Origin of the sequence: Pseudomonas weihenstephanensis (assembly GCF_001043055.1) — a bacterium.
Classification (GTDB): Bacteria; Pseudomonadota; Gammaproteobacteria; order Pseudomonadales; family Pseudomonadaceae; genus Aquipseudomonas; species Aquipseudomonas weihenstephanensis.
In genome coordinates, this window is the sequence record NZ_JYLF01000001.1 from 549,786 (window position 1) to 575,643 (window position 25,858).

25 protein-coding genes are annotated in these 25,858 nt (G+C 56.3%); 12 read left to right on the forward strand and 13 right to left on the reverse strand.

The genetic code is table 11. The annotated features are described in order from the left end of the window. Positions 1–83 precede the first annotated feature (83 nt). From TU86_RS02620 to TU86_RS02630, 3 genes are read right to left on the reverse strand one after another with little or no spacing between them, the layout of a single operon-like run. Entirely contained in the window at positions 84–1,535 is a 1,452-nt protein-coding gene (locus tag TU86_RS02620) for an AdeC/AdeK/OprM family multidrug efflux complex outer membrane factor (RefSeq protein WP_048362737.1), read from the reverse strand. Beyond that, a complete protein-coding gene (locus TU86_RS02625; protein WP_048362738.1) occupies positions 1,532–4,690 on the reverse strand; it encodes an efflux RND transporter permease subunit in 3,159 nt (1,052 codons plus the stop codon). The genes TU86_RS02620 and TU86_RS02625 overlap by 4 nt, the downstream gene beginning before the upstream one ends. Positions 4,691–4,693: 3 nt before the next feature. Beyond that, on the reverse strand, positions 4,694–5,845 hold the full coding sequence (locus TU86_RS02630) for an efflux RND transporter periplasmic adaptor subunit (RefSeq protein ID WP_048362739.1): 1,152 nt from the start codon (positions 5,843–5,845) through the stop codon (positions 4,694–4,696). 267 nt (positions 5,846–6,112) lie between these two features. On the opposite strand from TU86_RS02630, the gene TU86_RS02635 reads away from it, so the two are divergent. From TU86_RS02635 to TU86_RS02645, 3 genes are all read left to right on the forward strand, one after another. After that, complete coding sequence (locus TU86_RS02635; protein WP_048363028.1) at positions 6,113–6,784, forward strand: TetR family transcriptional regulator; 672 nt, start codon at positions 6,113–6,115, stop codon at positions 6,782–6,784. Between the two features lie 376 nt (positions 6,785–7,160). Beyond that, a complete protein-coding gene (locus TU86_RS02640) occupies positions 7,161–7,859 on the forward strand; it encodes a CoA transferase subunit A (RefSeq protein WP_048362740.1) in 699 nt (232 codons plus the stop codon). Positions 7,860–7,861: 2 nt separating this feature from the next. Continuing rightward, the gene (locus tag TU86_RS02645) at positions 7,862–8,491 is read left to right on the forward strand and encodes a CoA transferase subunit B (RefSeq protein WP_048362741.1); all 630 of its coding nucleotides are present in this window, start codon (positions 7,862–7,864) and stop codon (positions 8,489–8,491) included. Between the two features lie 119 nt (positions 8,492–8,610). Here TU86_RS02645 and fdxA read toward each other — a convergent pair whose 3' ends face one another. Both fdxA and mutS read right to left on the reverse strand, forming a co-directional pair. After that, positions 8,611–8,934 (reverse strand): ferredoxin FdxA, encoded by a 324-nt coding sequence (fdxA, locus tag TU86_RS02650; protein WP_048362742.1) that lies wholly within the window; start codon positions 8,932–8,934, stop codon positions 8,611–8,613. 130 nt (positions 8,935–9,064) lie between these two features. Next, complete coding sequence (gene mutS / locus TU86_RS02655) at positions 9,065–11,644, reverse strand: DNA mismatch repair protein MutS (RefSeq protein ID WP_048362743.1); 2,580 nt, start codon at positions 11,642–11,644, stop codon at positions 9,065–9,067. Between the two features lie 191 nt (positions 11,645–11,835). Between mutS and TU86_RS02660 the strand changes: the two genes are divergently transcribed. From TU86_RS02660 to recX, 5 genes are all read left to right on the forward strand, one after another. Next, on the forward strand, positions 11,836–12,558 hold the full coding sequence (locus TU86_RS02660) for a S24 family peptidase (protein WP_048362744.1): 723 nt from the start codon (positions 11,836–11,838) through the stop codon (positions 12,556–12,558). A 277-nt stretch (positions 12,559–12,835) separates the two neighbouring features. After that, positions 12,836–13,156: a phage holin family protein gene (locus TU86_RS02665; protein WP_048362745.1), complete on the forward strand. Its 321-nt coding sequence runs from the start codon at positions 12,836–12,838 to the stop codon at positions 13,154–13,156. A 45-nt stretch (positions 13,157–13,201) separates the two neighbouring features. Continuing rightward, positions 13,202–13,702 (forward strand): CinA family protein, encoded by a 501-nt coding sequence (locus tag TU86_RS02670; RefSeq protein ID WP_048362746.1) that lies wholly within the window; start codon positions 13,202–13,204, stop codon positions 13,700–13,702. Positions 13,703–13,785: 83 nt separating this feature from the next. Beyond that, positions 13,786–14,904, forward strand: coding sequence for a recombinase RecA (gene recA / locus TU86_RS02675; RefSeq protein ID WP_048362747.1), 1,119 nt, complete (start codon positions 13,786–13,788; stop codon positions 14,902–14,904). 7 nt (positions 14,905–14,911) lie between these two features. After that, entirely contained in the window at positions 14,912–15,379 is a 468-nt protein-coding gene (gene recX, locus TU86_RS02680; RefSeq protein WP_048362748.1) for a recombination regulator RecX, read from the forward strand. 402 nt (positions 15,380–15,781) lie between these two features. Here recX and TU86_RS02685 read toward each other — a convergent pair whose 3' ends face one another. Both TU86_RS02685 and TU86_RS02690 read right to left on the reverse strand, forming a co-directional pair. Then, positions 15,782–16,882 carry an LOG family protein gene (locus tag TU86_RS02685; protein ID WP_048362749.1) on the reverse strand — a complete coding sequence of 367 codons (1,101 nt, stop codon included), beginning with the start codon at positions 16,880–16,882 and terminating at the stop codon, positions 15,782–15,784. A 226-nt stretch (positions 16,883–17,108) separates the two neighbouring features. Continuing rightward, positions 17,109–17,519 carry a PA3611 family quorum-sensing-regulated virulence factor gene (locus TU86_RS02690; RefSeq protein ID WP_048362750.1) on the reverse strand — a complete coding sequence of 137 codons (411 nt, stop codon included), beginning with the start codon at positions 17,517–17,519 and terminating at the stop codon, positions 17,109–17,111. Positions 17,520–17,746: 227 nt separating this feature from the next. On the opposite strand from TU86_RS02690, the gene TU86_RS02695 reads away from it, so the two are divergent. The 3 genes from TU86_RS02695 to TU86_RS02710 all read left to right on the forward strand — a co-directional run bounded on the left by TU86_RS02695 (position 17,747) and on the right by TU86_RS02710 (position 19,882). After that, on the forward strand, positions 17,747–18,499 hold the full coding sequence (locus TU86_RS02695; RefSeq protein WP_048363029.1) for a tRNA-uridine aminocarboxypropyltransferase: 753 nt from the start codon (positions 17,747–17,749) through the stop codon (positions 18,497–18,499). A gap of 294 nt (positions 18,500–18,793) precedes the next feature. Then, positions 18,794–19,444 carry a response regulator transcription factor ErdR gene (erdR, locus tag TU86_RS02705; protein ID WP_048362752.1) on the forward strand — a complete coding sequence of 217 codons (651 nt, stop codon included), beginning with the start codon at positions 18,794–18,796 and terminating at the stop codon, positions 19,442–19,444. Between the two features lie 75 nt (positions 19,445–19,519). After that, the gene (locus TU86_RS02710) at positions 19,520–19,882 is read left to right on the forward strand and encodes a diacylglycerol kinase (protein ID WP_048362753.1); all 363 of its coding nucleotides are present in this window, start codon (positions 19,520–19,522) and stop codon (positions 19,880–19,882) included. Here TU86_RS02710 and TU86_RS02715 read toward each other — a convergent pair. After that, a complete protein-coding gene (locus TU86_RS02715) occupies positions 19,879–20,805 on the reverse strand; it encodes a LysR family transcriptional regulator (RefSeq protein ID WP_048362754.1) in 927 nt (308 codons plus the stop codon). The genes TU86_RS02710 and TU86_RS02715 overlap by 4 nt on opposite strands. A 117-nt stretch (positions 20,806–20,922) precedes the next feature. On the opposite strand from TU86_RS02715, the gene fpr reads away from it, so the two are divergent. Beyond that, positions 20,923–21,702, forward strand: a complete 780-nt coding sequence (gene fpr / locus TU86_RS02720) for a ferredoxin-NADP reductase (protein WP_048362755.1) — start codon at positions 20,923–20,925, stop codon at positions 21,700–21,702. Positions 21,703–21,764: 62 nt separating this feature from the next. Here the strand turns inward: fpr and tsaA are convergent, their stop codons facing one another. From tsaA to rimO, 5 genes are all read right to left on the reverse strand, one after another. Then, the gene (tsaA, locus tag TU86_RS02725; protein WP_048362756.1) at positions 21,765–22,460 is read right to left on the reverse strand and encodes a tRNA (N6-threonylcarbamoyladenosine(37)-N6)-methyltransferase TrmO; all 696 of its coding nucleotides are present in this window, start codon (positions 22,458–22,460) and stop codon (positions 21,765–21,767) included. 122 nt (positions 22,461–22,582) lie between these two features. Continuing rightward, entirely contained in the window at positions 22,583–23,047 is a 465-nt protein-coding gene (locus TU86_RS02730) for a YehS family protein (protein ID WP_048362757.1), read from the reverse strand. A 76-nt stretch (positions 23,048–23,123) separates the two neighbouring features. Next, positions 23,124–23,834, reverse strand: coding sequence for an rRNA pseudouridine synthase (locus TU86_RS02735; protein ID WP_048362758.1), 711 nt, complete (start codon positions 23,832–23,834; stop codon positions 23,124–23,126). 50 nt (positions 23,835–23,884) lie between these two features. Further along, a complete protein-coding gene (locus TU86_RS02740) occupies positions 23,885–24,370 on the reverse strand; it encodes an acetyltransferase (RefSeq protein ID WP_048362759.1) in 486 nt (161 codons plus the stop codon). Positions 24,371–24,475: 105 nt separating this feature from the next. Next, entirely contained in the window at positions 24,476–25,798 is a 1,323-nt protein-coding gene (rimO, locus tag TU86_RS02745; RefSeq protein ID WP_048362760.1) for a 30S ribosomal protein S12 methylthiotransferase RimO, read from the reverse strand. Positions 25,799–25,858 lie beyond the last annotated feature (60 nt).

Below are 25,858 nucleotides of genomic sequence, written 5' to 3' on the forward strand. Positions count from 1 at the left end.
TGACTGAGCTGACGGTGATTGACAGCGGTGAACAAATAAAAAACCCGCCATCAGGCGGGTTTTTTGGTGACGCTAAGCGACAATCAGGCCTTCGGTGGTTCTGAAGAGATCGGGCGGTTTTGTCCGGTCTGTTCGTACCATCCGCCACCCAGTGCTTTGTACAGGTTGACCTCACTGGTCAACTGCGACAGGCGGTCACTGATCAACGACTGTTGGGCGCTGAACAGCGAGCGCTGGGCATCGAGGAAGGTGAGGTTGCTGTCCACGCCAATGCGATAACGACGTTCCGCTAACCGGTAATAATCCTGGTTGGCGTTGACGAAATCAGTCTGCGCTTGCAACTGCTGGCTGTAAGTCTGGCGAGCGGCCAAACCATCAGAGACTTCCTGAAAGGCCGTCTGGATCGCCTTCTCGTATTGCGAGACGGTGATGTCCTTCTGGATTTTCGAGTAGTCCAGGCTGGCGCGCAAAGCACCTGCGTTGAAGATGGGCAGTGTGATTTGCGGCGAGAACAGCCACGTACCCGAGCCACCCTTGAACAGCCCGGACAAGTCCGGGCTCAAGGTCCCGGCATTGGCGGTGAGGCTGATGCTGGGGAAGAATGCAGCACGGGCCGCGCCGATGTTGGCGTTGGCGGCCAACAGCTTGTGCTCGGCCTCCAGAATGTCCGGTCGACGTTGCAGCAGGTCCGATGGCAAACCGGCCGGTACTTCGTTCAGCAGGTCGGCGGCCAGCGGCTTGCTCGCGGGCAAGTTCTCTGGAAGCGTCGTGCCGAGCAGCAGCGCCAGGCTGTTCTGATCTTGAGCGACCTGGCGGGTGTAACGCGCCAGTTGCACTTTGGCGTTTTCGACCGAGGTACGGGACTGGCTCACATCCAGTGCCGATGCCACGCCCACTTCATTGCTGCGCAAGGTGAGCTTGTAGCTCTCATTGAACGCTTTGAGCGTGTCTTCAGTCAGCTTGAGCAGCTCTTTGTCGGCCTGCCAGGTCAAGTAGGCATTGGCGACGCTGGCAACCAGACTGATCTGTGTCGTGCGGCGGGCTTCTTCGGTTGCAAAGTAGTTCTGCAACGCCTGATCGTTCAGGCTGCGAATCCGCCCGAACAGGTCCAGTTCATACGCGCTGACCCCAAGGGTTGCCGAGTACTGGCTGGTGATGCCCGACTCGCCTGTTTGCGACATGCGCCCAGGCGTGCGTTGACGGCTACCGCTGGCATTCGCGTTTACTGCCGGGAACAGGTCCGCACGCTGAATACGGTACTGCGCGGCATATGCATCAATGTTCAAGGCCGCGACCCGAAGGTCACGGTTGTTGACCAGTGCCGTCTGAATCAACTGTTGCAGGGCCGGGTCATGAAAAAACTGACGCCAGCCTTGCTCGGCAGCCGTTTGATTCGGCGCTTCGTTTGGCTTGTAGGCCGGGCCTTGCGGGTACTGCGCTGCTACCGGCGCTTCAGGGCGCTGGTAGTCAGGGATCAGCGAGCAGCCGCCCAGCGTAAACGCTGCGACCGCTACTGCGAGAAGCGACTTGCTCATTGGCCAGCCTCTTGATTTGGAGTTTTAGTCAGATCTACTTTCTTCTGTTCTTCTTTGTCCTTGCTGCCAAAGGACGACACGGCAACGAAGAACAGCGGCACCCAGAACACGGCCAGAACCGTGGCGGTGATCATACCGCCGATTACACCGGTACCAATGGCGTGCTGGCTGCCTGAACCGGCACCCGAGGAGATGGCCAGCGGAATCACACCCAATACGAACGCCAGCGACGTCATGATGATCGGACGCAGACGCATACGGCACGCCTCGATGGCGGCTTCGGTCAGGGTTCGCCCTTGTTCATGCAGCTCTTTGGCGAACTCGACGATCAGAATGGCGTTTTTCGATGCCAGACCGATGGTCGTGAGCAAGCCCACCTGGAAGTACACGTCGTTGGACAGTCCGCGCAGGCTGGTGGCCAGCAAGGCGCCGATAATCCCCAGCGGTACAACCAACATCACTGCAATCGGGATTGACCAGCTTTCATACAGCGCTGCGAGACACAGGAACACCATCAGCAAGGAAATTGCGTACAAAGCAGGTGCTTGCGAACCCGACAGACGCTCCTCGTATGACAGGCCAGTCCAGGAAATACCTACACCTGCCGGCAGTTTCTTGGCCAGGGCTTCAACTTCAGCCATGGCTTCACCACTGCTGTAGCCGGGTGCCGGGGCGCCGAGGATTTCCATAGCTTCTACGCCGTTGTAGCGCGACAGCTTCGGTGCACCGTAGGTCCACTTGCCTTTGGCGAACGCCGAGAACGGCACCATGGTTCCTTCGTCGTTACGCACGTACCACTTCTTCAGGTCTTCGGGGTTCATCCGCGAGTCAGCTTCGCCTTGCAGGTAAACCTTTTTCACACGACCACGGTCGATGAAGTCGTTGACGTAGCTGGCACCCAGACCGATAGACAGGGTGTTATTGATGTCTGTCAGGCTAACGCCCAGGGCGCGAGCCGCTTCGTCATCAATTTCCAGTTGGTATTGCGGTTCATCGTTCAGGCCGTTAGGTCGCACGCCTGCCAGGATCTTGCTTTGCGATGCCATGCCCAGGAACTGGTTGCGGGCTTGCATCAGCTTTTCGTGGCCAATACCGGCGCGGTCTTGCAGGTACACGTCAAAACCGGTGGCGTTACCCAGCTCCATCACTGCTGGCGGGGCAAAGGCAAACACCATTGCATCGCGGAAGGTGGAGAAGTGCGCCTGAGCACGGGCTGCCAGTGCAAACACGCTGTTGTCGGCATCACGCTCGCCCCAAGGCTTGAGCATGATGAACGCCAGACCGGAGCTTTGGCCGCGACCGGCGAAGTTAAAGCCGTTCACGGTAAACACCGAAGACACTGCCGCCGATTCATCGGCGAGCAAGTATTCGCGCATGCGGTCAATTACTACCTGTGTGCGTTCCGCTGTCGTACCGGCTGGAGTTTGGACCTGGGCGAAGAGTACGCCCTGGTCTTCTTCTGGCAGGAACGAGGTAGGAATGCGTGTAAACAGGAAGACCATGCCGACGACGATCAGCACGTATGCCAGCAGATACGGAGCCTTGTGGCGCAGGATGTTGCCGACACCTTTCTCGTAGCGCTTCACGCCACTGTCGAAAGTGCGGTTGAACCAGCCGAAGAAACCGCGTTTGTTTTCGCCGTGATCCCCTTTTTTGACGGGCTTGAGCATGGTGGCGCACAAGGCCGGGGTGAAGATCAGGGCAACCAGTACCGAAAGCGCCATCGCCGAAACAATAGTGATCGAGAACTGTTTGTAGATCACACCGGTTGAGCCGCTAAAGAACGCCATTGGCAGCAATACGGCCGACAGTACCAAGGCAATACCCACCAGGGCTCCCTGGATTTGCTCCATGGATTTCTTGGTGGCTTCTTTGGGTGACAATCCTTCTTCGCTCATGACCCGTTCGACGTTTTCCACCACAACGATGGCGTCGTCCACCAGCAAGCCGATGGCCAGTACCATGCCGAACATGGTCAGGGTGTTAATGCTGAAACCGGCTGCTGCGAGAATGCCGAATGTACCCAGCAATACCACTGGCACCGTCATGGTGGTGATGATGGTGGCGCGGAAGTTTTGCAGGAACAGGAACATCACCAGGAACACCAGAGCGACGGCTTCAACCAGGGTTTCAACAACGCCCTTGATCGAGGCCGATACCACTGGCGTGGTGTCGTATGGGTAAACCACTTTCATGCCGGGCGGGAAGAACGGAGCCAGATCATTGATGGTTTGGTGCAGCGCCTTGGCCGTGTCCAGTGCGTTGGCATTGGTGGCCAGTTTGATCGCCAGACCCGAAGACGGTTTGCCGTTGTACTGCGCGCTGATGCTGTAGTTCTCACCGCCCAAAGCGACTTCGGCGACGTCGTGCAGACGTACCTGAGAGCCGTCGGTGTTGACTTTAAGCAGTATCTTTTTGAACTCTTCAGCAGTTTGCAGGCGCGTTTTGCCGATGATGGTTGCGTTCAGCTCTTGACCTTTTACAGCTGGCAGGCCGCCCAGTTGCCCGGAGGACACCTGTACGTTCTGTGAGCTGATAGCGGACTTAACGTCCACCGGGGTCAGGTTGTACTTGTTCAGCTTGGCTGGATCGAGCCAGATACGCATGGCGTACTGGGCGCCGAACACCTGGAAGTCGCCCACACCTTCGGTACGGGAGATCGGGTCCTGCATGTTAGAGACGATGTAGTTCGACAAGTCGTCTTTGTTCATGCTGCCGTCTTCAGACACCACACCGATAACCATCAGGAAGTTTTTCACTGCCTTGGTCACGCGGATACCTTGCTGCTGAACCTCTTGAGGCAGCAGTGGGGTCGCCAGGTTGAGTTTGTTCTGCACCTGCACCTGAGCGGTGTCGGGGTCGGTGCCTTGCTCGAACGTGGCGGTGATGGTCATGCTGCCGTCGGAGTTACTTTCAGACGATACATAACGCAGGTGGTCAATACCGTTGAGCTGCTGCTCGATCACCTGGACCACGGTGTCCTGCACGGTTTGCGCCGAAGCGCCCGGGTAGGTCACGGAGATCGAGATAGCCGGCGGTGCGATGCTCGGGTATTGGTTGATCGGAAGTTTGAGGATCGATAAAGCCCCGACCAGCATGATCACCAGGGCGATTACCCAAGCGAAAATCGGACGGTCGATAAAAAATTTCGACATGGTTTACTCCCCTTTACTGCCTGCAGCTTGTTCTGTTGCCGGGGCAGCTGCCGGGGTTGCGCCTTGTGGTTTTTCCATGATCTTGACTTCAACACCTGGCTTGACGAATTGCAGGCCGTCGGTGATCAGGCGATCGCCAGGGTTCAAACCTTTCTCGACCAGCCAGTCGCTGCCCACGGTACGGGATGCTTGCAGTACGCGCAGTTCGACCTTGTTGTCCGGCCCTACAACCATTGCTGTCGGCTGGCCTTTGAGGTTATGCGTCACGCCCACTTGAGGTGCCAAAATCGCGTGGCTGTCGATACCCGCTTCCAGTTGCGCGTGCACAAACATGCCTGGCAACAAAATCTCGTCGGGGTTGGGGAACAGTGCACGCAGCGTCACGGAACCGGTGGTTTCGTCGACCGACACTTCGCTGAATTCCAGGCGACCTTCTTGTGCGTACTCGCTGCCGTCCGGCAGGGTCAATTTGACCTTGGCCGCATTATCGCCGGCTTTTTTCAAGCGGCCATCAGCGAGGTCTTTGCGCAGTTCCAGCATCTCGACAGAGGACTGGGTCACGTCAACATAGATAGGGTCCAGTTGGGTGATGACGGCCAGCGCGTTGGCTTGACCGCTGGTCACCAGCGCACCTTCGGTGTATAGCGAGCGACCGATACGGCCAGTCAGCGGCGCCAGCACTTTGGTATAGCGCAGGTTGACTTGAGCGGTATTGAGAGTGGCCTCAGCTTCCAGGCGAGCGGCTTCAGCGTTGTCGTATTCCTGACGGCTCACGGCTTGCTCTGCGACCAATTGCTTGTAGCGATCAGCCAGCGACTTGGCGGATTGTAAGGTCGCGCGGGCACTCAATACGGCACTTTCATAGATAGCCGGATCGATTTGATACAGCTGTTGGCCAACTTTGACGTCAGAGCCTTCTTTGAACAGGCGCTTGAGAATAATCCCGTTGACCTGAGGTCGAACCTCGGCAGAACGATAAGACGTAGTTCGGCCGGGAAGATCAGTGGTCAGGGTGAACGGCTGAGCTTTGAGCGTCACGACGCCGACCTGAGGGATTTGGGGGGCGGGTGCCGCTTCTTCCTTTTTGCATCCGCTGAGCAGCGATGCCAGGGCGACGGCGGCAACCAGAGCGGTAACAGCTGGCTTGAATTGCATGAAGATCCTCGGGTCAGGCACGCGAAAGCGCACAAGAATAGTGGAAAGGTAAAGAAAGCTGTTCCGGGTGGATAAGTAGCTTGCTAAGGAATATACTTACATTCGTGTCTGTTTGTAAATAGCGGGGTTGTGTCTTTAAAGGCATGCCGCAACCCTTTTTAATGCGTGAGATGTAGGCCGGGATAAGGCACAACAAACGCCACCCGATATAGGTTTTGAAGGCTTTACGCCGTGCTCAGAACCGCCCTGATTGAGGTTTTTATTGCCATGGTGCGTCGTACCAAAGAAGAAGCCCAGGAAACCCGCAGTGCCATCCTTGAAGCGGCCGAACGGGCCTTTTATGAACGGGGTGTAGCGCGCACGACGTTGGCGGATATTGCCACATTGGCGGGTGTGACTCGAGGTGCCATCTACTGGCATTTCAGCAACAAAGCTGACTTGGTGCAGGCGATGCTCGATAGCCTGCATGAACCCTTGGACGCATTGGCAAAAGCCAGTGAAAGTCAGGACGAAATTGATCCGCTTGGCTGCATGCGCAAGCTGTTGATCCATTTGTTTCATCAAGTTGCGAACGATCCCAAAACCCGACGTATCAACGAGATTTTGTTTCATAAGTGCGAATTCACTGACGAAATGTGCGATTTGCGCCGTCAGCGCCAAGTCGCGATGGCCGACTGCAACAGTCGAATCGAGCTGACCCTGAGTAATGCAGTTCATCGCCAACAACTCCCTAAAACACTCGACGTACGCCGAGCCGCCATTTGTTTACATGCCTATATCGACGGCATTCTCGGGCAATGGCTACTGGTTCCTGACAGTTTCGAGCTTCATGGAGAGGCAGAGGCATGGGTCGACATTGGCCTGGACATGCTACGACTCAATCCTGCGCTGCGAACATCAGACAAAACCGAATCTGAGTCTAGTTCTCTACAGCCATAAGGTGAGAGAAGATTTTGCTCTAATGACTTTTTAAAACCCGGCGGTCTTTATATACGTCTAGGTCGCGGGTTTAAAGTTAGCGAGCTAAGTATTTTGTAGGTCAATTGTTACGACCATGTTAATGGAAAGGTCACTCGAACGGCCTGCACGTCAAAGAGTTGCGCAAGCGCGACACCTCGCGCATTTATTTGTGCGCCATCTTCACTCATGGCTAGAGTTCCCGCGCCGCCTTCCCCTACACTCGGGCAACGCGTTGGCTTAAGGCCAATGCAGCCAGAATCGGGGAGCGGGCACCTGCCTTACTGTGTGTTCGTTCTCGACTAAAGCAAGCAGGCCACGTACGGCATGTGTGCGTGGTGAATTCGAGGAATAACAAGTGAATAAGATTTACTCGAGTGCGCAATCCGCCTTGCAGGGGCTCGTCGAAGACGGCATGACCCTCGCTGTGGGCGGTTTTGGATTGTGTGGGATTCCAGAAGCACTGATCGGCGCCTTGCGTGACACCGGCAAGCGCGACTTGACCGTCATCAGCAACAACGCGGGTGTCGACGGGTTTGGATTGGGCCAACTGCTGGCCACCCGTCAAATACGCAAAATGATTTCTTCCTACGTGGGTGAGAACAAAGAGTTCGAGCGTCAATACCTGGCGGGCGAGCTGGAGCTGGAATTCACCCCGCAAGGCACCCTGGCTGAAAAGCTGCGTGCGGGGGGCGCGGGTATTCCGGCGTTCTTTACCAAAACCGGTTACGGCACCCTGGTTGCCGAAGGCAAGGAAACCCGAGAGTTCGACGGGCAATGGTATGTCATGGAGCGTTCACTGCGTGCGGACGTCGCGTTGGTGAAAGCCTGGAAGGCGGATAAGTCCGGCAACCTGCTGTTCAATAAAACCGCACGTAACTTCAATCCGCTGGCTGCAATGGCGGCCAAAGTGTGTGTTGTTGAAGTTGAAGAGATCGTTGAAATTGGTGAGATTGAACCTGATCAGGTTCATCTGCCCGGGATTTATGTGCAGCGGCTGATACTCAATGCCACCCCGCAAAAACGCATCGAACAACGCACTGTGCGGAGCGCCTGATCATGGCTTGGACTCGTGAAGAAATGGCGCACCGCGCCGCCCAAGAATTGCAGGATGGTTTCTCCGTCAACCTGGGTATCGGTTTGCCGACGCTGGTGGCCAACTACATTCCTGCGGGCATGGACGTGTGGCTGCAAAGTGAGAACGGCTTACTGGGTATTGGCCCATTTCCCACCGAAGATGAAGTTGATGCCGACCTGATTAATGCCGGCAAGCAAACCATCACCACCTTGCCTGGCAGCAGCTTCTTTAATAGTGCCGATTCGTTTGCCATGATTCGCGGCGGGCACATCAACTTGTCGATCCTGGGGGCGATGCAGGTTTCCGAGCACGGTGACCTGGCCAACTGGATGATTCCCGGCAAGATGGTAAAAGGCATGGGCGGTGCGATGGATCTGGTGGCAGGGGTCAAACGCGTCGTCGTGTTGATGGAGCACACTGCCAAAGGTGGCGTTCACAAACTGCTCAAGCAGTGTGATTTACCGCTGACCGGCGTAGGCGTGGTGGATCGAATCATCACGGATCTGGGCGTGCTTGATGTGACGGAGCAAGGTCTCACGCTCGTTGAGTTGGCTTCAGGTGTTACCCGTGAGCAGCTTCAAGAAGCTACGGGCTGTGAGATCAACGGCTAAAACGCTGATCAAAGCTTGTAGGCGCTGACGAGAAACACGAGCCTGCGACTACGTAGCGGGCCCTGAAACGTAAAAAAGCCCCGGCTCAGGTGAGGCGGGGCTTTTTGGTGCAGCGTGGATCAGCGTTCCAGATCTTTGAGCTTGCCTTTCACGCCATCCCATTCTGCCGCGTCCGGCAGAGCGTCTTTACGTTCAGTGATGTTTGGCCAGATTTCAGCCAGTTCCACATTCAACTGAATAAACTCTTGCATGTCAGCGGGCACTTCATCTTCGGAGAAGATGGCTTGCGCCGGGCATTCAGGCTCACAAAGCGCGCAGTCAATGCACTCGTCCGGGTGAATCACCAGGAAGTTCGGGCCTTCGTAAAAGCAGTCCACCGGACAGACTTCTACGCAGTCGGTGTACTTGCACTTGATGCAGTTGTCGGTGACGACGAAGGTCATTTCTAATTTTCTCCTCAGGCGGCGGCAGCGAAGCCCTTCCAGGTCGGGTTCGCCAGGTTCGGGAGTGATACCCACTGATCAGGCTAAAAGGCCAGTAGCATCCCGAACCGCGCGCGATTCTAGCGCATGGTTAGATGCGTGTCTTTAATGTGTAGAGCAAATCAAGGGCTTTGCGTGGCGTCAGCTCGTCAAGATCAAGCTTGGCCAAGTCGTCCAGCACCGGATGCGCAAGGCTAGCAAACATATCGCTCTGCTGGGGCGCTGATTTTCTTCCGGGCACCGGAGCAGGCGCTTCGTGCGGCAGGCTGGTGGTTTCAAGACGGCTCAAATGCTCCCGTGCGCGGGTGATGACATTGGCCGGAACCCCCGCCAATTGCGCCACTGCAAGGCCATAGCTCTGACTGGCCGGACCGGGCAAGACGTGATGCAAGAAGACGATACGCTCATTGTGCTCGGTGGCACTCAAATGCACGTTGGCCACCAAGGGTTCGTTTTCAGGCAGTACGGTCAGTTCGAAATAGTGGGTGGCAAACAACGTGTAGGCGCGAAGCTGGGCGAGTCGTTCTGCCGCAGCCCATGCCAGCGACAAACCGTCAAATGTGCTGGTGCCGCGGCCCACTTCGTCCATCAGTACCAGGCTGCGTTCGGTTGCGTTATGCAAGATATTGGCGGTTTCGCTCATTTCCACCATAAAGGTCGAGCGTCCACCGGCCAGGTCATCGCTGGAACCGATACGGGTAAAGATCCGGTCGACCAGTGACAGTTCGCAGCTGGCGGCTGGAACAAAGCTGCCGATGTGTGCCAGCAACACGATCAACGCGGTTTGTCGCATATAAGTCGATTTACCGCCCATGTTCGGGCCGGTAATCACCAGCATGCGGGTGTTGTCATCCAGCGCCAGATCGTTGGCCACAAACGGTGTGGTCAGCACTTGCTCAACCACCGGGTGACGGCCCTGGCTTATGCGCATGCACGGTTCTTCAACAAAACGCGGGCAATTCAAATCGAGGTTCAGTGCACGCTCGGCCAGGTTGCTCAAAACGTCCAGTTCGGCTAAAGCCGCCGCGGTGTCTTGTAGCGGTGGCAACTCGCCGATCAAGGTTTCGAGCAACGCTTCGTAAAGCATCTTTTCGCGTGCCAGTGCGCGGCTCTTGGCCGACAAGGCTTTATCTTCAAACGCCTTGAGTTCCGGGGTGATAAACCGTTCGGCGCCTTTGAGGGTTTGACGGCGAATGTAATCGGCGGGTGCCTGTTCGGCCTGTTTGCTCGGCAGTTCGATGAAGTAACCGTGCACTCGGTTGTAACCGACCTTAAGGTTGGCCAGTCCAGTGCGGGCTTTTTCGCGTGCTTCCAGGTCGATCAGAAACTGACCGGCGTTTTCGCTCAGGGCTTGCAGCTCATCGAGTTCGGCGTCATAGCCAGTCTTCAGTACGCCGCCGTCGCGAATGACCGCAGGCGGATTATCAATAATGGCGCTGTCCAGCAACGCGGCCAGCTCGGGGTAGGTGCTGGTGGTCACGGCCAGTTGCTGCAAGTGCGGGGCATGCAGGTCCAGCATGGCGTCTTGCAGTTCAGGCAGTGCCGCCAGGGCATCGCGCAGTCGGGCCAGGTCGCGCGGCCGCGCATTACGCAGGCCGATACGCGCCAGAATACGCTCCAGATCGCCGATTTCCTTGAGCTGCGGTTGCAAGCGCTCAAAACGGTAGCCATCGAGCAAACAGGTGATTGACGACTGGCGCGCCAACAGAACGGGCAGGTCGCGTAGCGGACGGTTCAACCAACGGGTCAGCAAGCGGCTGCCCATTGAGGTTTGGCAGCGATCAACCACCGATTGCAGTGTGTTATCACGCCCCCCCGCCAGGTTGGTATCCAGCTCAAGGTTGCGTCGGCTGGCGCCGTCCAGCACCACGGTGTCATCGAGTCGTTCATGGCGCAGGCTGCGTAAATGGGGCAGGGCGGTGCGCTGGGTTTCTTTGGCGTAGCTGAGCAAACAGCCTGCTGCGCCAATGGCCAGGGTCAGGTTCTCGCAGCCAAAGCCCTTAAGGTCCTGGGTCGAGAACTGCTGGCACAGGCTTTTTAGTGCAGAGTCGCGCTCAAAGTCCCACGGCGCTCGACGACGTACACCACGGCGCTTCTCGGCTGGCAGGCCCTGTGGCCAATCATCCGGGATCATCAGCTCAACCGGGTTGATGCGCTCCAGCTCAGCCAGCAGGTTTTCCCAGCCCTTGATCTCGACGACCGAAAAGTTACCACTGGTGATATCCAGCACGGCCAGGCCAAACAGGCGCTCATCACCCAACACGGCGGCGATCAGGTTATCGCGGCGCTCATCCAGTAACGCTTCGTCACTGACCGTACCCGGCGTGATGATGCGCACCACCTGACGGTCGACCGGGCCTTTACTCGTGGCTGGATCGCCGACTTGCTCGCAAATCACCACCGACTCGCCGAGCTTGACCAGCTTGGCCAAATAGCCTTCGGCTGCGTGGTAAGGAATCCCGCACATCGGAATCGCCTGTCCTGCCGATTGCCCACGCGCCGTGAGAGTGATGTCCAGCAACTTGGCGGCCTTCTTCGCATCCTCATAGAAGATTTCGTAGAAGTCGCCCATGCGATAGAACATCAACTGATCAGGGTGTTGGTTCTTCAGGCGCCAGTACTGCTGCATCATCGGCGTGTGTGAGGACAGATCGGAAGTATTTTTACTCATCAGGGCTTAGGCGGATTCATTTAAAAAGAGGGGTGAAAAGCGGGTGCCACGCACGGCTTTTGTGCAATGGGCGCAAGGTTAACACGCCTGTGCCTTGCACCTACAGCCAAGCACCGATCGCTGTGGTGGGTTGTTATAAATAGAAGAAATAGCATTTGCCATCTGCCTGGGCGCTTAGCAATATTGCGCGCATGGCTAAACGTAACGTCTCAATCGTCCTTAAAGAATTGCTCGCCCGGCATCAAATCAGCGCGATGGCGCTGCACCGTCTGACCGGGGTGGCGCAATCCACGTTGTCCAGAATTTTGAGTGGCCAAATTGCCGAGCCGTCTGACCGGCACCTTTCTAAAATAGCTGCTTATTTCAATATCAGTACAGACCGTCTGCGGGGGCGTGAAGACCCGGTCGCTCTCCTCGAACCGTCGCATCCCGAGCTGCGTGATATCTGTTTATGGGATGACGAAACCCCTGTGGCCGAGGATGAGGTGTCGATTCCGTTTTTGCGTCAGGTTGAGCTGGCGGCGGGTTCTGGGCGTTTTGCTATCGAAGAAAGCGAGCGTGCCAGGCTGCGTTTTGGTAAGCGCAGCCTGCGTCACAATGGCGTGCAATTCGATCAAGCCAAGTGTGTAACGGTGCGCGGGGACAGCATGCTCCCGGTGTTGCGCGATGGCGCGACCGTGGGGGTCAATGCAGGTAAACGCTCAATGGCTGAAGTGATAGATGGCGACCTGTATGCGATTAATCACAACGGCGAACTTCGGGTGAAACAGCTGTATCGCTTGGCTGGCGGTCTGCGTTTACGCAGTTTCAATCGCGACGAATACCCGGATGAAGATTACCTCTACGCTGACCTTGAAGATGATCGACTGGTGATTCTCGGGCATGTTTTCTGGTGGGGTATGTACGCTCGTTGAGTCTACGTTTTGAGCTAAGGCCTACATAGAAGTAGGCCTTTTTTTCGGCCTTTTAAAGCCCTGTCCGACGAAGTTTCTTCCTTTGGATGATGATTTTGCGCAGCGCCCTACAAATTATGCATTGGTGCATTGACTGTATATCCATACATGCATAGTCTTTGTGGCAGGGTTGTCGTCGTTGGCCTTTCGCAGTGATTGGGGTGAGAGGAGCGTCAATTTTTCAGCCTATCTGTCAGTTAATGACGCGTTTGGATAAGGAATCAGGAGTGATGACACGATGAATGATCCGCAGTTTTTGTTGGATATGCCGGTTTTGCTGGTCATCCTTCTGGCCTTGGTAGGCGGTATCTTTGGTGAGATGTGGCGAGCCGACAAAGACGGCGCCAGCGGCTGGCCTCTCGTGCGACGTTTGGCCCTGCGCTCGGGAGCCTGCATGGTGTGCGGTGTGTCCACGTTTATGCTGCTTTACTCGGCGAGTATGTCGGTGTGGGCAGCCGGTGCTTTGGGCTGTTTTACCGCATTGGCCGGAGCGGATGCGGCCATCAGCCTTTATCAGCGTTGGGCGGCCAAGCGTTTGGGGGTCGATGGGCAGCAGTAAGTCGCGTAGCTTAGACCGCTGTTTTTTGCGCTTCGGGAGACCATCGTGGACGAATTAACTCAACTGGCGACTGAACTGGGCCAGCACTTGCAGGCTCTTAATGCGCAGGTCACAACGGCTGAATCTTGCACAGGCGGCGGTATCGCTGAGGCCATTACCCGTATTGCTGGCAGTTCGTCCTGGTTTGAAGCCGGGTTTGTCACGTATTCCAACCAGCAGAAAACCAAGCAGTTGAGCGTGCCCGCGACTCTATTCGGGCAAGTGGGTGCGGTCAGCGGTGAGGTAGTCCAGGCGATGGTGCGCGGTGCGCAGGCACAAAGCGGCGCGCATTTTGCGGTGGCGGTCAGCGGCATCGCCGGGCCGGGCGGCGGGTCGGCGACCAAACCGGTGGGTACCGTTTGGCTGGCGTGGGGCGCCGGCAACGAGGTGTGGACGCAGTGCAGGCACTTCCACGGAGATCGCGATAATGTGCGCCGACAAACGGTGATAGCCGCGCTAGAGGGTCTAATACGCCGAACGGTACGAGAAATAAAAAATCAGGGGTAGGCGATCCTGAAACCCTGTGGAATAATACTGGCTACTTATACAGTTATCGGCCGTCAGGCCTTATTGATTACGAGAGGACTTTAATGGACGACAACAAGAAGAAAGCCTTGGCTGCGGCCTTGGGTCAGATCGAACGTCAATTCGGCAAAGGCGCCGTGATGTTGATGGGTGATCAAGACCGCCAGGCGATCCCGGCTATCTCCACCGGCTCGTTGGGTCTGGACATCGCGCTGGGTATTGGCGGTCTGCCAAAGGGTCGTATTGTTGAAATCTACGGTCCGGAGTCTTCGGGTAAAACCACGCTGACCCTGTCCGTTATCGCTCAAGCCCAAAAAGCTGGCGCTACCTGTGCGTTCGTCGATGCGGAACATGCCCTTGATCCTGAGTACGCCGCCAAATTGGGTGTCAACGTTGATGACCTGCTGGTTTCCCAGCCAGATACCGGCGAACAGGCGCTGGAAATCACTGACATGCTGGTGCGCTCCAATGCGGTTGACGTCATCATCATCGACTCCGTGGCCGCGTTGACGCCTAAAGCTGAAATTGAAGGCGAAATGGGTGACACCCACGTTGGCCTGCAAGCCCGCTTGATGTCTCAGGCACTGCGTAAAATCACCGGCAATATCAAAAATGCCAACTGCCTGGTGATCTTCATTAACCAGATCCGTATGAAAATCGGCGTGATGTTCGGCAGCCCGGAAACCACCACCGGTGGTAACGCCCTGAAGTTCTACGCCTCTGTACGTCTGGACATTCGTCGCACCGGCGCCGTTAAAGAAGGCGACGTGGTCATTGGTAGCGAAACCCGCGTCAAAGTGGTCAAGAACAAAGTCGCTCCGCCATTCCGTCAGGCTGAGTTCCAGATTCTGTACGGCAAGGGCATCTACCTGAACGGCGAGATGATCGAGCTGGGCGTGTTGCACGGTTTCGTCGAAAAAGCCGGTGCTTGGTACAGCTACCAAGGCAGCAAAATCGGCCAGGGCAAGGCTAACTCCGCCAAGTTTCTTGATGAGAACCCGGACATTAAAGCCACGCTTGAGAAGCAACTGCGTGACAAGCTGCTCGGCCCAAAAACCGAGAGTGAACTGGCTGCAATGAAAGTCATGCCAAAACTGAGCAAGGCGGCCAAGCAAGCGGCAGCTGAACAGGAAGCGGCGGAAATGGAGCTCGAAAACTCGGGTTCAGACGACGCTAGCAACTGATTGAACCATGACTGTTGTTCTGGATGACCTCGTCGCCATACGGCGATCTGCAATGGACCTGCTCGCGCGACGCGAGCACGGTCGTGTCGAGCTGACGCGCAAGTTGCGTCAGCGAGGCGCTTGCCCTGACATGATCGACATAGCCCTCGACCGTTTAACGGAAGATGGCTTGCTGTCCGAATCGCGTTACCTCGAAAGCTATATCTCCTACCGTGCCCGCTCGGGTTATGGCCCTTTGCGTATCCGCGAAGAATTGAACCAGCGAGGCTTAGCGCGTAGTGACGTGGAGGAGGCGCTGCGTGAATGTGAATTCAACTGGCAAGCACAGTTGCAAGACACTTGGCAGCGTAAGTTTTCAGGGCGTATGCCTGAAGATGCCAAAGAGCGTGCACGTCAAGGGCGCTTCTTGAGTTACAGAGGGTATCCGCTTGAAATGATTGGCCGCTTGCTCAGTGGCCGAGAGTTCGATGACTAAAAACCTTAAACGCGCTACCGCAGAGACCCCGCAGTCATCGGATATACAATCGCTTCGCAATCGAGAGTCGCCAGCCCCAGCAGTCCCTTTGTAGCCGCTGACGAGCAACGCGAGGCTGCGTCCGAGCGCGTAGCGGCCGTAAAACCGTTAAACGCGCTACCGCAGAGCCCCCGCAGTCAACGGATATACAATCGCTTCGCAATCGAGAGTCGCCAGCCCCGGCAGTCCCTTTGTAGCCGCTGACGAGCAACGCGAGGCTGCGTCCGGGCGCGTAGCGGCCGTAAAACCATTCAATCTGATACATCAAACCTGCCACAGTCTTGCGATTCCCTGCCGCTTAGTCCCCCAGCGACAGAGTATGAGCGCAACACCTGCCACGCCGGCATGCAGAACATTGCAGGCCTATCGAGACAAAGGCTCAAGTGACTTCTTCTGGATCATTCCCCCAGCATCAGCCCAGTTCTGCGGCAGATTGATAAAGTCCACCAGCTCGCGCAGACGCCCCTGATTACGGCCGCTGAAAGCAAAACTCAAACGCGTAAGGTGTTCAAACGCAGGTTCGTCATCCAACTGTTGATGAAAGCTATCGTTTAAGCAGATATCGCCAAATTCGTGCTGTATTTGTTTCAGCGCCAGCGCACTGACGGGGCGTTTCATGCGTATCGCAAAAATCTTGTTCAGCCAGCGTGTGGAGTGGAAGTTGTTGTAAAACTGATCGATCTGCGCCACGGCTTCTTCGGCGCTGTGGACGAGGCGCATTAACTTCAAGTCGTTAGGCAGGATGTAATGATTGGCTTGCAGTTGCGCTTGAATGAAGTCCAGTGCGCTTTGCCAGAATGTCCCGCCCGGTATGTCGAGCAACACCACAGGTACCAATGGCGTTTTGCCGGTTTGTATCAGCGTCAGCACCTCCAGCACTTCATCCAGCGTGCCGAATCCGCCAGGGCACATCACCAGTCCGGCCGCTTCCTTGATGAAAAACAGTTTGCGCGTAAAGAAGAAGTGGAACGCCAGCAGGTGTGAGCTGCCCAGGATGGTCGGGTTGGCGCGCTGTTCAAACGGCAAGGTGATATTGAAGCCCAGGCTGTGTTCAAGACCGGCCCCCTCATGGGCCGCGGCCATGATACCTGCACCGCCGCCGGTGATCACCATCATGTCGGCTCTGGCCAATTCCGCGCCTACTTCACGGGCCAAGGCATACAGCGGGTCTTCCATTGGGGTACGTGCCGAGCCAAATACGGTGATTTTGCGGTGGGATTTGAATTGCTCCAGCACGCGAAAGGTTTGCTCCAGTTCACGTATGGCTTGCAGCGTAATTTTGGCGTTCCAGCGATCAAAGTCGTCGTGCGCCATACGCAATACCGTGAGCATCATTTCGCGGTAAAGCGGTCGGTTTTTACTGTCGGGAGCAATCAACTCAAGTTGGGCATCGACGTGCTGCGCAAGGTCGAGGCTCAAGCGTTCGAAATCGAGAGGCAGGTTCGCATGGGTTTGATCAGGCATGTAGATCTCCTTCAGCACAACATCCTTTGGGGCGCAGTAAAACATGGCAGCGCACAGACACAGCGTGTCAAAAGTAATGGCCTGATGATGGTCTTGTGCCGTCGAACCTGGCAACCGCTAATTGCCTGAAATCCATGAAAATAGGCGGGAGGAGGGGGGAGAGAGCATCAGATAGAAAGTTGCGAACGCCGCAACGAATTACGGCGTGCATGCACCCCGAAAGGGTTTATTTTTTTGGCCGACAGTTATCAGCGACAATTTCTTGGCTGAGAATCGTGATGTTGTTTTGGTCATCTTTGATGTCCAGTCGCACAATTGCGCCGTTGGCGAGCAATGTACGAAACTCTTTATTGCTACACACACCTCGGCCGAGGACCGACGCAGCGGCCTCTTTATTTTTGAGTATGTCTAAAGCCAATGCCTGTGGAGCGACCAAGTGATTAGTCAGTACCCGGCCTTCAGCGCTAAAACCGTTATCGGTAAGGCCTGAACTCATTAGTCTAGGTGTGCCCTGGCTGCTTTTTTCGGCCGTCTTTTTCAGGTTTTTTTCAAGGTTGAATTCGGCAAGAGAGGCCGCTTGTGCGCCCAAAGGCAGTGCCAGCATTAAAGCGACGGTCGGAATGATAGTGCGCAACATGAAACTCTCCTGATTCAGTGACGCAGGCTTTGACCCGCCACAGTTGTATGCGTTCAGTGGCGCGGGAGTATAGGTCAGCCTGCGGTTACAGGAAATGCCTGAAGTCACGGGTTGGCACGCCACAAGGCGGCCTCTGATAGACTGCGCGCCTTTCCCAGCCAATCTGCCCCTGCGCTAACCCGAGGCGTGCCGGCGATCTGCATCTCAAAGTAAACACCATGACCCTGATGACCTTTTCCCCGAATGCTGTCGCCCGTTTACGAGACGAGCGAGAAGAGGAAAGCACAAAACCCTATTTGTCCCGTGGCTCGCGCGCGCCGCGCTGCCCTACCTGCCGCGTGATTGCCAGCCATTGTTTGTGTCGCTGGCGCCCGCAGGTCAGTACGCGCGCCGGGGTGTGCCTGATCATGACCAAAAAAGAAGTGTTCAAGCCGAGCAATACGGGCTGGTTGATTGCTGACGTGGTGAGCGACAATTTTGCCTTTATCTGGTCGCGCACTGAAACCGATCCGGCATTGCTTGAGCTGCTGGCCGACCCGCAGTGGCAGCCTTATCTGGTATTTCCGGGCGAGTATGTCGAGCCTCGGCGCGTCACCCATACGGTTCAGGCCGAGAGCGGAAAACGGCCACTGTTTATTCTGCTTGACGCCACGTGGACCGAGGCCCGCAAGATTTTCCGCAAAAGCCCGCATTTTGATCGTTTTCCGATCCTGAGTCTGTTGCCTGAAAAACTCTCACGCTATCGCCTGCGCCGCTCCACCCGCAGTGAGCATTTATGCACTGCCGAGGTCGCCAGCCTGTGCCTGGACCTTGCAGGTGATACCCAGGCGTCCACCGCGCTGGATGCCTACTTCGATGTGTTCAGTCAGCACTATCTGGATGCCCGAAATCAGTTGCCGATGAACGAAAGTAGCGCAGCGCACCATGAGCTGGGTGTTTTTTGTAAAAGACCTTCGCCAGAATCGCTCTCAATAGACTAAAGAAGTAGCGCTACAATTTTGCGCGTTCACAACGTGTGTCAAAGCGTCGCATCCTGACCGGTGCGTTTGACGTCGTACAAAGTTGAACGTTGGGGTCAGGTTTATCCTTGACCACCCACAGTTCGCTGGGCATGCTTGGCGCCGATTCGGGCGCTGTTGCTGTTCAAACGCTTATTTTTCACGACGTTTAGCCTAAGCACGCCCTTTGACGCACAGTCTTTCAACTGCTGCTCAAGTTGCCTTAGCGAGTGCTGGAATTCATCAGGGCTCGCCTGAAACGGGATCATTTTAAAAATGGCCACATACGAAATCCTGATTGCCGACGACCACCCATTGTTCCGCAGTGCATTGCTTCAGGCGGTGACGCTGGGGCTGGGACCTGATGTTCGTCTGGTAGAGGTCGCCAGTATTGCCGAGCTTGAAACGCAACTGGTAATCAAGGCGGATTGGGATCTGGTACTGCTCGACTTGAACATGCCGGGCGCTTACGGGTTTTCTGGGCTGGTGTTGCTGCGTGGGCAATACCCGCAAATTCCGGTGGTCATGGTGTCTGCTCAGGAAGAAGCCTCGGTCATGGTCCGCTCTCGCGAGTTCGGCGCCAGCGGGTTTATTCCCAAGTCCAGCTCTATGCACGAAATTCAAAAAGCTGTACGTGCCGTACTGGATGGCGATGTGTCGTGGCCGCCTCAGGCATTCGAAGAGGTGCAGGTGTCTGCCGAAGCCAAAGCCGCTAGCGAAGGCTTGGCCAGCTTGACGCCGCAGCAGTTCCGGGTGCTGACGATGGTCTGTGAAGGGTTGCTGAACAAGCAGATTGCGTATGAGTTGAGCGTGTCGGAAGCCACGATCAAGGCGCACGTTACCGCGATATTTCGCAAGCTGGGTGTACGCACCCGCACGCAGGCGGCGTTGCTCCTGCAACAACTCGAGTCAATTTCTAACCATTAAATTGCCAGGCTTCACGCTTTTTTGACGAAGCGTGAATTAGCGTTCTTTTCTCATTTTTTGCTCAGTTGCCTATCTATGTCGCCTTTTAAAGGGAAAACCGGGTTTAAACGGATTTTGAATGCAGGCGGATACTCGCTGGATGGGTTGCGCGCAGCCTTTACGGGCGAAGCCGCTTTTCGCCAGTTGGTGCTGCTTAATGTGGTGCTGATTCCCCTGACGTTTTTCTTGAATGTCAGCCGGGTCGAGCGCGCGTTATTAATCGCTGTATGCCTGCTGGCATTGATCGTTGAGTTGCTCAACTCGGCCATTGAAGCAGCGATTGACCGGATCTCCCTCGATCTGCACCCCTTGTCCAAGAACGCCAAAGACATGGGCAGCGCCGCTCAGTTTGTGGTGCTGACCCTGATTGCCGTGGTGTGGGCTGTCATCCTGCTTTAAGCGATGCTGGGCAGTACGATCTCGTCGCTGCGCTGAACCCCGGCGGTGAAGGCGCGGCACAGGTCCAAAAACTCGCGCATGGCAGAGGTTTGGTACTTTTTCTTGTGCCAGATGAAGTAAAACTGCCGCGCAAGATCCAGCTCCGGCGTTTCAACCGCCACCAGGCTGCCGCGTCTGAAGGCATCGCGCAGTGCCAGGCGAGAGATGCACCCAATGCCCAGACCTGACTCCACCGCGCGCTTGATCGCTTCGGTGTGTTCCAGTTCCAGGCGAATGTTGAGCGCACTCTGATGATGGCGCATGGCCTGGTCGAAGGTCAGTCGTGTACCTGAACCCTGCTCACGTAAAATCCACGCTTCACGGGTCAGCTCTTGCAGTGTGGCGCTCCCCTTGGCGGCCAGCGGATGCTGCGGTGCGCAAAACACCACTAATTCATCCTCGACCCAGCTCTGAACTTCGATGTCAGGATGGCTACAGTCGCCCTCAATTAGACCCAGATCAATTTCATAATGGGTCACTTGTTGCACGATGTGCGCAGTGTTTTGAACAACCAGTTTCACTTGGCTTTCGGGGTGAGCTTGCATAAAGCTGCCGATGAGCAAAGTGGCCAGGTAATTACCGATGGTCAGGGTTGCCCCTACCGTCAACGAGCCAAACCCGGACTTACCGTTAAGCAGGTCTTCGATTTCTTTGGCTTGGTCGAGCAGGGCGACAGCTTGTGGCAACAGTTGGCGGCCGAGCGCGTTGAGGCTTAAACGCTTGCCGGCGCGATCAAACAGTTGGCAACTGGTTTGGCGTTCCAGTTCGGTAATTGAGGTGCTGGCGGCCGATTGTGAAAGGGCCAACAAGCCGGCAGCGCGTGACACGCTCTCTTGTTGGGCGACGGTGACGAACACTTGGAGTTGTCTGAGAGTAAATCGCATATCGATATAACCGATAACCCTTATCTTAATAATTCAGTTAACAGATATTGTCGTCGCCATTAGAATGCTATGCAATCGCGCCCATAGTCAGCGCAGGCGAAATTAGGAGCCCCGTACATGAGCAACATGAACCACGAACGTGTCCTCAGTGTTCACCACTGGAACGACACCCTGTTCAGCTTCAAGTGCACCCGCGACCCGGGCCTGCGCTTTGAGAACGGTCAGTTCGTGATGATCGGCCTGCAACAACCCAACGGCCGTCCGCTTATGCGTGCCTACTCGATCGCCAGCCCGAACTGGGAAGAGCATCTGGAGTTCTTCAGCATCAAGGTGCCAGACGGCCCGCTGACGTCCCAGTTGCAGCACTTGAAGGAAGGCGACGAGATCATCATCAGCAAAAAACCTACGGGTACGCTGGTGCTGGACGACTTGAAGCCGGGCAAGCATTTGTATTTGCTCAGCACCGGTACAGGCTTGGCGCCGTTTATGAGCGTCATCCAGGACCCGGAAACCTACGAGCGTTTCGAAAAAGTGATCCTGTGCCACGGTGTGCGTTACGTCAACGAAGTCGCTTACCGCGAGTTCATCACCGAGCATTTGCCGCAGAACGAGTTCTTTGGTGAAGCGCTGCGTGAAAAGTTGATCTACTACCCCACCGTAACCCGCGAGCCGTTTGAAAATCAGGGGCGCCTGACTGACCTGATGCGCAGTGGCAAACTGTTCAGCGACATCGGTTTGCCGCCGATCAATGCGCAAGATGACCGTGCCATGCTGTGCGGTAGCCCAAGCATGCTGGACGAAACCAGCGAAGTTCTGAACAGCTTTGGCCTGACCGTTTCGCCGCGTATGCGCGAGCCGGGTGATTACCTGATCGAGCGCGCTTTCGTAGAAAAGTAAGCGTCTTTCAACAAAAAGCCCGCGGTGTCTGACGACAGCGCGGGCTTTTTGCTGACCGGGTTTTATGCTGCTGTGATCACTTCCAGCACTCGGATCATGCCCGGCTCGGGGTAGTGCCAGCGCACATCCAGGTCCCAAAACTGAGCACCGTACTCTCGTTCTGCTGTAGGCGTCTGGTAGGCCGGACGTGGGTCTTGCGCCAAACACTGTTCAATCAGGGCCACGAGCGGCTCTTGAAGGCGCAGGGCGTGGGCATGCGCCTGTTGCAAGGCGCTCTCGGCCCAAACCACCGGGATCAGCACAGGGGCTGCGCTGGCCATGTCGTTACTGGCGCCAGGGATTATGTCGGCGTAAGGCACATAGGGCTTGATGTCCAGAATCGGCGTACCGTCGAGCAGGTCGATGCCAGAGATGTGCAGCCGGCCAGCTTCAACGCGATCCAGCTTGACGACGGACTGGCCGATGCCATTTGGACGATGAGTGGCACGGGTCGCAAAGACGCCCATCGACGTGTTGCCCCCAAGGCGCGGCGGTCGCACTTTTAATCGTGGTTTGTCCTCCAGGGCTTGATGGAACACAAACAGTAACCAGACATGGCTGACCTGCTCAAGCCCTTGCACCGCATCGCCCTGATTGAACGGCGCGACCAGCTCCAGCACGCCACGGGCGGCGGGGGCCAATTGCGGCTGACGCGGAATGGCGAACTTCTCCTTGAAACAGGAGCGCACAAAACCGATGGGGGAAACGCTGTAGCTCATGAAGGGACCCTGTAGTCGCGGCCGCAGGCTGCGATGGGCTGCGGTTGCGGCCCTTGAAATAGGTGTTGCATCAGATCTTCAGATCTTTTCGCGGCCTGCGCCAGTGACGACTACGGCAGCACTCAGGCGGGCCGTACGCGCAGGGTCAGGCCTTTGAGGAAGTTGCGCAGCAACTGGTCGCCGCAGGTGCGGTAGTTGGTGTGACCAAACTTGCGGAACAGGGCGCTCAGCTCAGGCTTGGACACCGGGAACTCGGCGGCTTTAAGAATGGCGTGCATGTCGTCTTCTTTCAGCTCGAAGGCCACGCGCAGTTTTTTCAGGATGATGTTGTTAGTCACTGGCGTTTCAATGGGCTGCGCAGGACGGCTTTCGTCTTTGCCGCGCTTGAAGATCACCAGGCCATCCAGGAAATGCGCCATCACCACGTCCGGGCAGAAGACATAACCTTCTTCATCTTCTTTTTTCAGGTAGTTCAAGAGATCTTCCTTGGACACTTCAAAGCCGCCAAGTTTGATGATGTCGACCATCTTGTTGTCGCTGATGTCGAGCATGTAGCGCACGCTGCGCAGTACGTCGTTATGAATCATGGTGGGTAATCCTGATATTCAGCAGAGAGCACCGCAGGCGTGCTGCGGTGTCGATATGTTCGGGGTAAAGCCGTGTTTAGAACTTTTCTTTGGTTGTCATGTAGCGCCATTGGCCTACAGGCAGCTTGCCCATCGACACGCCGCCGATACGAATACGACGGGTGGAAATAACCGTCAGGCCCACGGCCTGGCAAAACAGTGCGATAACGCCCGGCTGCGGGTTCTTCATCGCAAAGCGCAGGCGGTTTTCACTCTGCCAGCTGGCTTTGACGGCAGGCAATTCACGGCCTTTGTACGTCATGCCGTGATTGAGGCGATTGAGGCCGTGAGGCGCCATCTCGCCAGACACTTCAACCACGTATTCCTGTTCAATCTTGTTGGCGTCAGCGGTCAGCTTGCGCACGATCTTCCAGTCTTGGGTGAACACCAGTAAGCCGCTGGCACCTGCTTGCAGTTCATTGCCAACGCTCAGGCGCAGGAAGTGACCTTTCAGCGGGCGTTTGCCGTAACGGTGCTCTTCACTCAGGGTGTCCGGGCCGATCAACGCCATGGCGCTGTCAGTGTCCAGCCCGGCGGGGGCATTCAACAAAATGGTCACCGGCTCGGGGGCGGTGGCCTTGGCTTCAGGGTCCAGCTCGACTTTTTGGTTGTCGACCTTAAATTGTGGTTCGTCGATGACTTCGCCATCTACCGTGACCCAGCCACCTTCAATGAACAGTTCGGCCTCACGGCGCGAGCAGCCGACGAGTTCGATGAGGCGTTTGGAGAGACGTATCGGTTCAGACATGACAAGGGCCGTAATGTAATTGGGCGGCTATTGTACCCGCCTCGCGTCGGTTAAGCCCGGCTACATTTGCCTTGGGCCGGTGTTGTGCGCTTATAACGCAGGTGCAGTAGCGGATAAGGCTCGCCCATGCCGTCTTTTTCACTGCGGCCGATGACTTCAAATCCTTGTTTGAAGTAAAAACCGATGGCTTGCAGGTTCTGCTCATTGACGTCGAGTTGCACGGCGTGAAGGTGGTTGATGGCATGCCTGAGCAGGCTGTTACCGACGCCAAGCCCTCGGTACTCAGGGTCAATGAACAGCATTTCAACTTTGTCAGCATGGATCCCGGCAAACCCCGCGATGCGACGGGTGAGTGGGTCTTTACAGCAAATCAGCGTCACCGCCTTAAGGTAGGAGTGCTCCACCAGTTCGCGCAGTTCTTGGATGTAACGGTTAGGTAAAAAGTCATGAGTTGCCCGCACGGAGTCGTCCCAAACCTGGCACAGCTCTTTTAAATCGTTGTGTTGTGGTGTTTCTACCACCCATACCCGGCCCATTACGCCTTTCTCCTGACGCCCGTGATTAAAACCATGAGGTTAACCATAGCCGTAAAAAAAGCCCTGGCGCGAGTGCGGCAGGGCTTTTTCAGAGTGTGCGGCGATTTAGATCACTTCAGCCCACAGGTCATACTCGTCGGCGTCGGTCACGCGACACATGATCTTGTCACCCGGCTTGATGTCTTTGTCGGTGGCGATAAACACGTTGCCGTCGATTTCCGGTGCATCAAAGAAGCAACGACCTACAGCGCCTTGCTCGTCCACTTCATCGATCAGGACTTCGATGTCCTTACCGATCTTCATTTGCAGACGTGCCGCGCTGATGGCTTGCTGGTGCGCCATAAAGCGATCCCAACGGTCCTGCTTGATGTCATCGGGCACGATGTCCAGATCCAGATCGTTGGCCGGTGCGCCTTCTACGGGCGAATACTGGAAGCAACCCACGCGATCCAGTTGCGCTTCGCTCAGCCAGTCCAGCAGGTACTGGAAGTCTTCTTCGGTTTCGCCGGGGAAGCCGACGATGAAGGTCGAGCGGATGATCAGGTCCGGGCAGATGACGCGCCAGTTCTTGATCCGCGCCAAGGTCTTGTCTTCAAACGCCGGGCGTTTCATCGACTTGAGTACTTTAGGGCTGGCGTGCTGGAACGGGATGTCCAGGTACGGCAGGATTTTGCCGGCGGCCATCAACGGGATCAGCTCATCAACGTGCGGGTACGGGTAAACGTAGTGCAGGCGCACCCATACACCCAGCGAGCTCAAGGCTTCGCACAGTTCGGTCATGCGGGTTTTGACGGGGGCGCCGTTCCAGAAACCGGTACGGTATTTCACGTCAACGCCATAGGCACTGGTGTCTTGGGAGATCACCAGCAGCTCTTTAACCCCGGACTTGACCAGACGCTGCGCTTCGTCAAGCACGTCGCCGACCGGGCGGCTGACCAGCTTGCCGCGCATCGAAGGGATGATGCAAAAGCTGCAACTGTGGTTACAGCCTTCGGAGATTTTAAGGTACGCGTAATGGCGCGGGGTCAGCTTGATGCCTTGAGGCGGCACGAGGTCGATCAGCGGGTTGTGATCCTGACGCGGTGGCACCACTTGGTGAACGGCGTTGACCACTTGCTCATACTGCTGCGGGCCGGTGACTGCGAGCACGCTTGGGTGAACGTTGCGGATATTGCCTTCTTCGACGCCCATGCAGCCAGTCACGATGACTTTGCCGTTTTCCTTGATGGCTTCGCCGATGACTTCCAGCGATTCAGCTTTGGCGCTGTCGATGAAGCCGCAGGTGTTAACCACCACGACGTCAGCGTCCTGATAGGTGGAGACGACATCGTAGCCTTCCATACGCAGCTGCGTGAGGATGCGCTCGGAGTCGACCAACGCTTTTGGGCACCCCAGTGATATAAACCCTACACGTGGATTGTTGCTCATATACTAATAACCTGCAGGGTTTACCCTGGTCGAATTTCGTGGCGCGCGATTCTAAGCGCT

Coding starts and splice junctions, on each gene's coding strand:
- TU86_RS02715 (WP_048362754.1), bottom strand. CDS start 20,805: ATGCGATTTACTCTCAGACAACTCCAAGTGTTCGTCACCGTCGCCCAA.
- TU86_RS02695 (WP_048363029.1), top strand. CDS start 17,747: ATGACCTTTTCCCCGAATGCTGTCGCCCGTTTACGAGACGAGCGAGAA.
- TU86_RS02730 (WP_048362757.1), bottom strand. CDS start 23,047: ATGATTCATAACGACGTACTGCGCAGCGTGCGCTACATGCTCGACATC.
- TU86_RS02735 (WP_048362758.1), bottom strand. CDS start 23,834: ATGTCTGAACCGATACGTCTCTCCAAACGCCTCATCGAACTCGTCGGC.
- mutS (WP_048362743.1), bottom strand. CDS start 11,644: ATGAGTAAAAATACTTCCGATCTGTCCTCACACACGCCGATGATGCAG.
- erdR (WP_048362752.1), top strand. CDS start 18,794: ATGGCCACATACGAAATCCTGATTGCCGACGACCACCCATTGTTCCGC.
- TU86_RS02690 (WP_048362750.1), bottom strand. CDS start 17,519: ATGTTGCGCACTATCATTCCGACCGTCGCTTTAATGCTGGCACTGCCT.
- TU86_RS02710 (WP_048362753.1), top strand. CDS start 19,520: ATGTCGCCTTTTAAAGGGAAAACCGGGTTTAAACGGATTTTGAATGCA.
- TU86_RS02740 (WP_048362759.1), bottom strand. CDS start 24,370: ATGGGCCGGGTATGGGTGGTAGAAACACCACAACACAACGATTTAAAA.
- TU86_RS02625 (WP_048362738.1), bottom strand. CDS start 4,690: ATGTCGAAATTTTTTATCGACCGTCCGATTTTCGCTTGGGTAATCGCC.
- TU86_RS02620 (WP_048362737.1), bottom strand. CDS start 1,535: ATGAGCAAGTCGCTTCTCGCAGTAGCGGTCGCAGCGTTTACGCTGGGC.
- TU86_RS02665 (WP_048362745.1), top strand. CDS start 12,836: ATGAATGATCCGCAGTTTTTGTTGGATATGCCGGTTTTGCTGGTCATC.
- TU86_RS02645 (WP_048362741.1), top strand. CDS start 7,862: ATGGCTTGGACTCGTGAAGAAATGGCGCACCGCGCCGCCCAAGAATTG.
- TU86_RS02635 (WP_048363028.1), top strand. CDS start 6,113: ATGGTGCGTCGTACCAAAGAAGAAGCCCAGGAAACCCGCAGTGCCATC.
- fpr (WP_048362755.1), top strand. CDS start 20,923: ATGAGCAACATGAACCACGAACGTGTCCTCAGTGTTCACCACTGGAAC.
- TU86_RS02660 (WP_048362744.1), top strand. CDS start 11,836: ATGGCTAAACGTAACGTCTCAATCGTCCTTAAAGAATTGCTCGCCCGG.
- rimO (WP_048362760.1), bottom strand. CDS start 25,798: ATGAGCAACAATCCACGTGTAGGGTTTATATCACTGGGGTGCCCAAAA.
- fdxA (WP_048362742.1), bottom strand. CDS start 8,934: ATGACCTTCGTCGTCACCGACAACTGCATCAAGTGCAAGTACACCGAC.
- TU86_RS02630 (WP_048362739.1), bottom strand. CDS start 5,845: ATGCAATTCAAGCCAGCTGTTACCGCTCTGGTTGCCGCCGTCGCCCTG.
- tsaA (WP_048362756.1), bottom strand. CDS start 22,460: ATGAGCTACAGCGTTTCCCCCATCGGTTTTGTGCGCTCCTGTTTCAAG.
- recA (WP_048362747.1), top strand. CDS start 13,786: ATGGACGACAACAAGAAGAAAGCCTTGGCTGCGGCCTTGGGTCAGATC.
- recX (WP_048362748.1), top strand. CDS start 14,912: ATGACTGTTGTTCTGGATGACCTCGTCGCCATACGGCGATCTGCAATG.
- TU86_RS02685 (WP_048362749.1), bottom strand. CDS start 16,882: ATGCCTGATCAAACCCATGCGAACCTGCCTCTCGATTTCGAACGCTTG.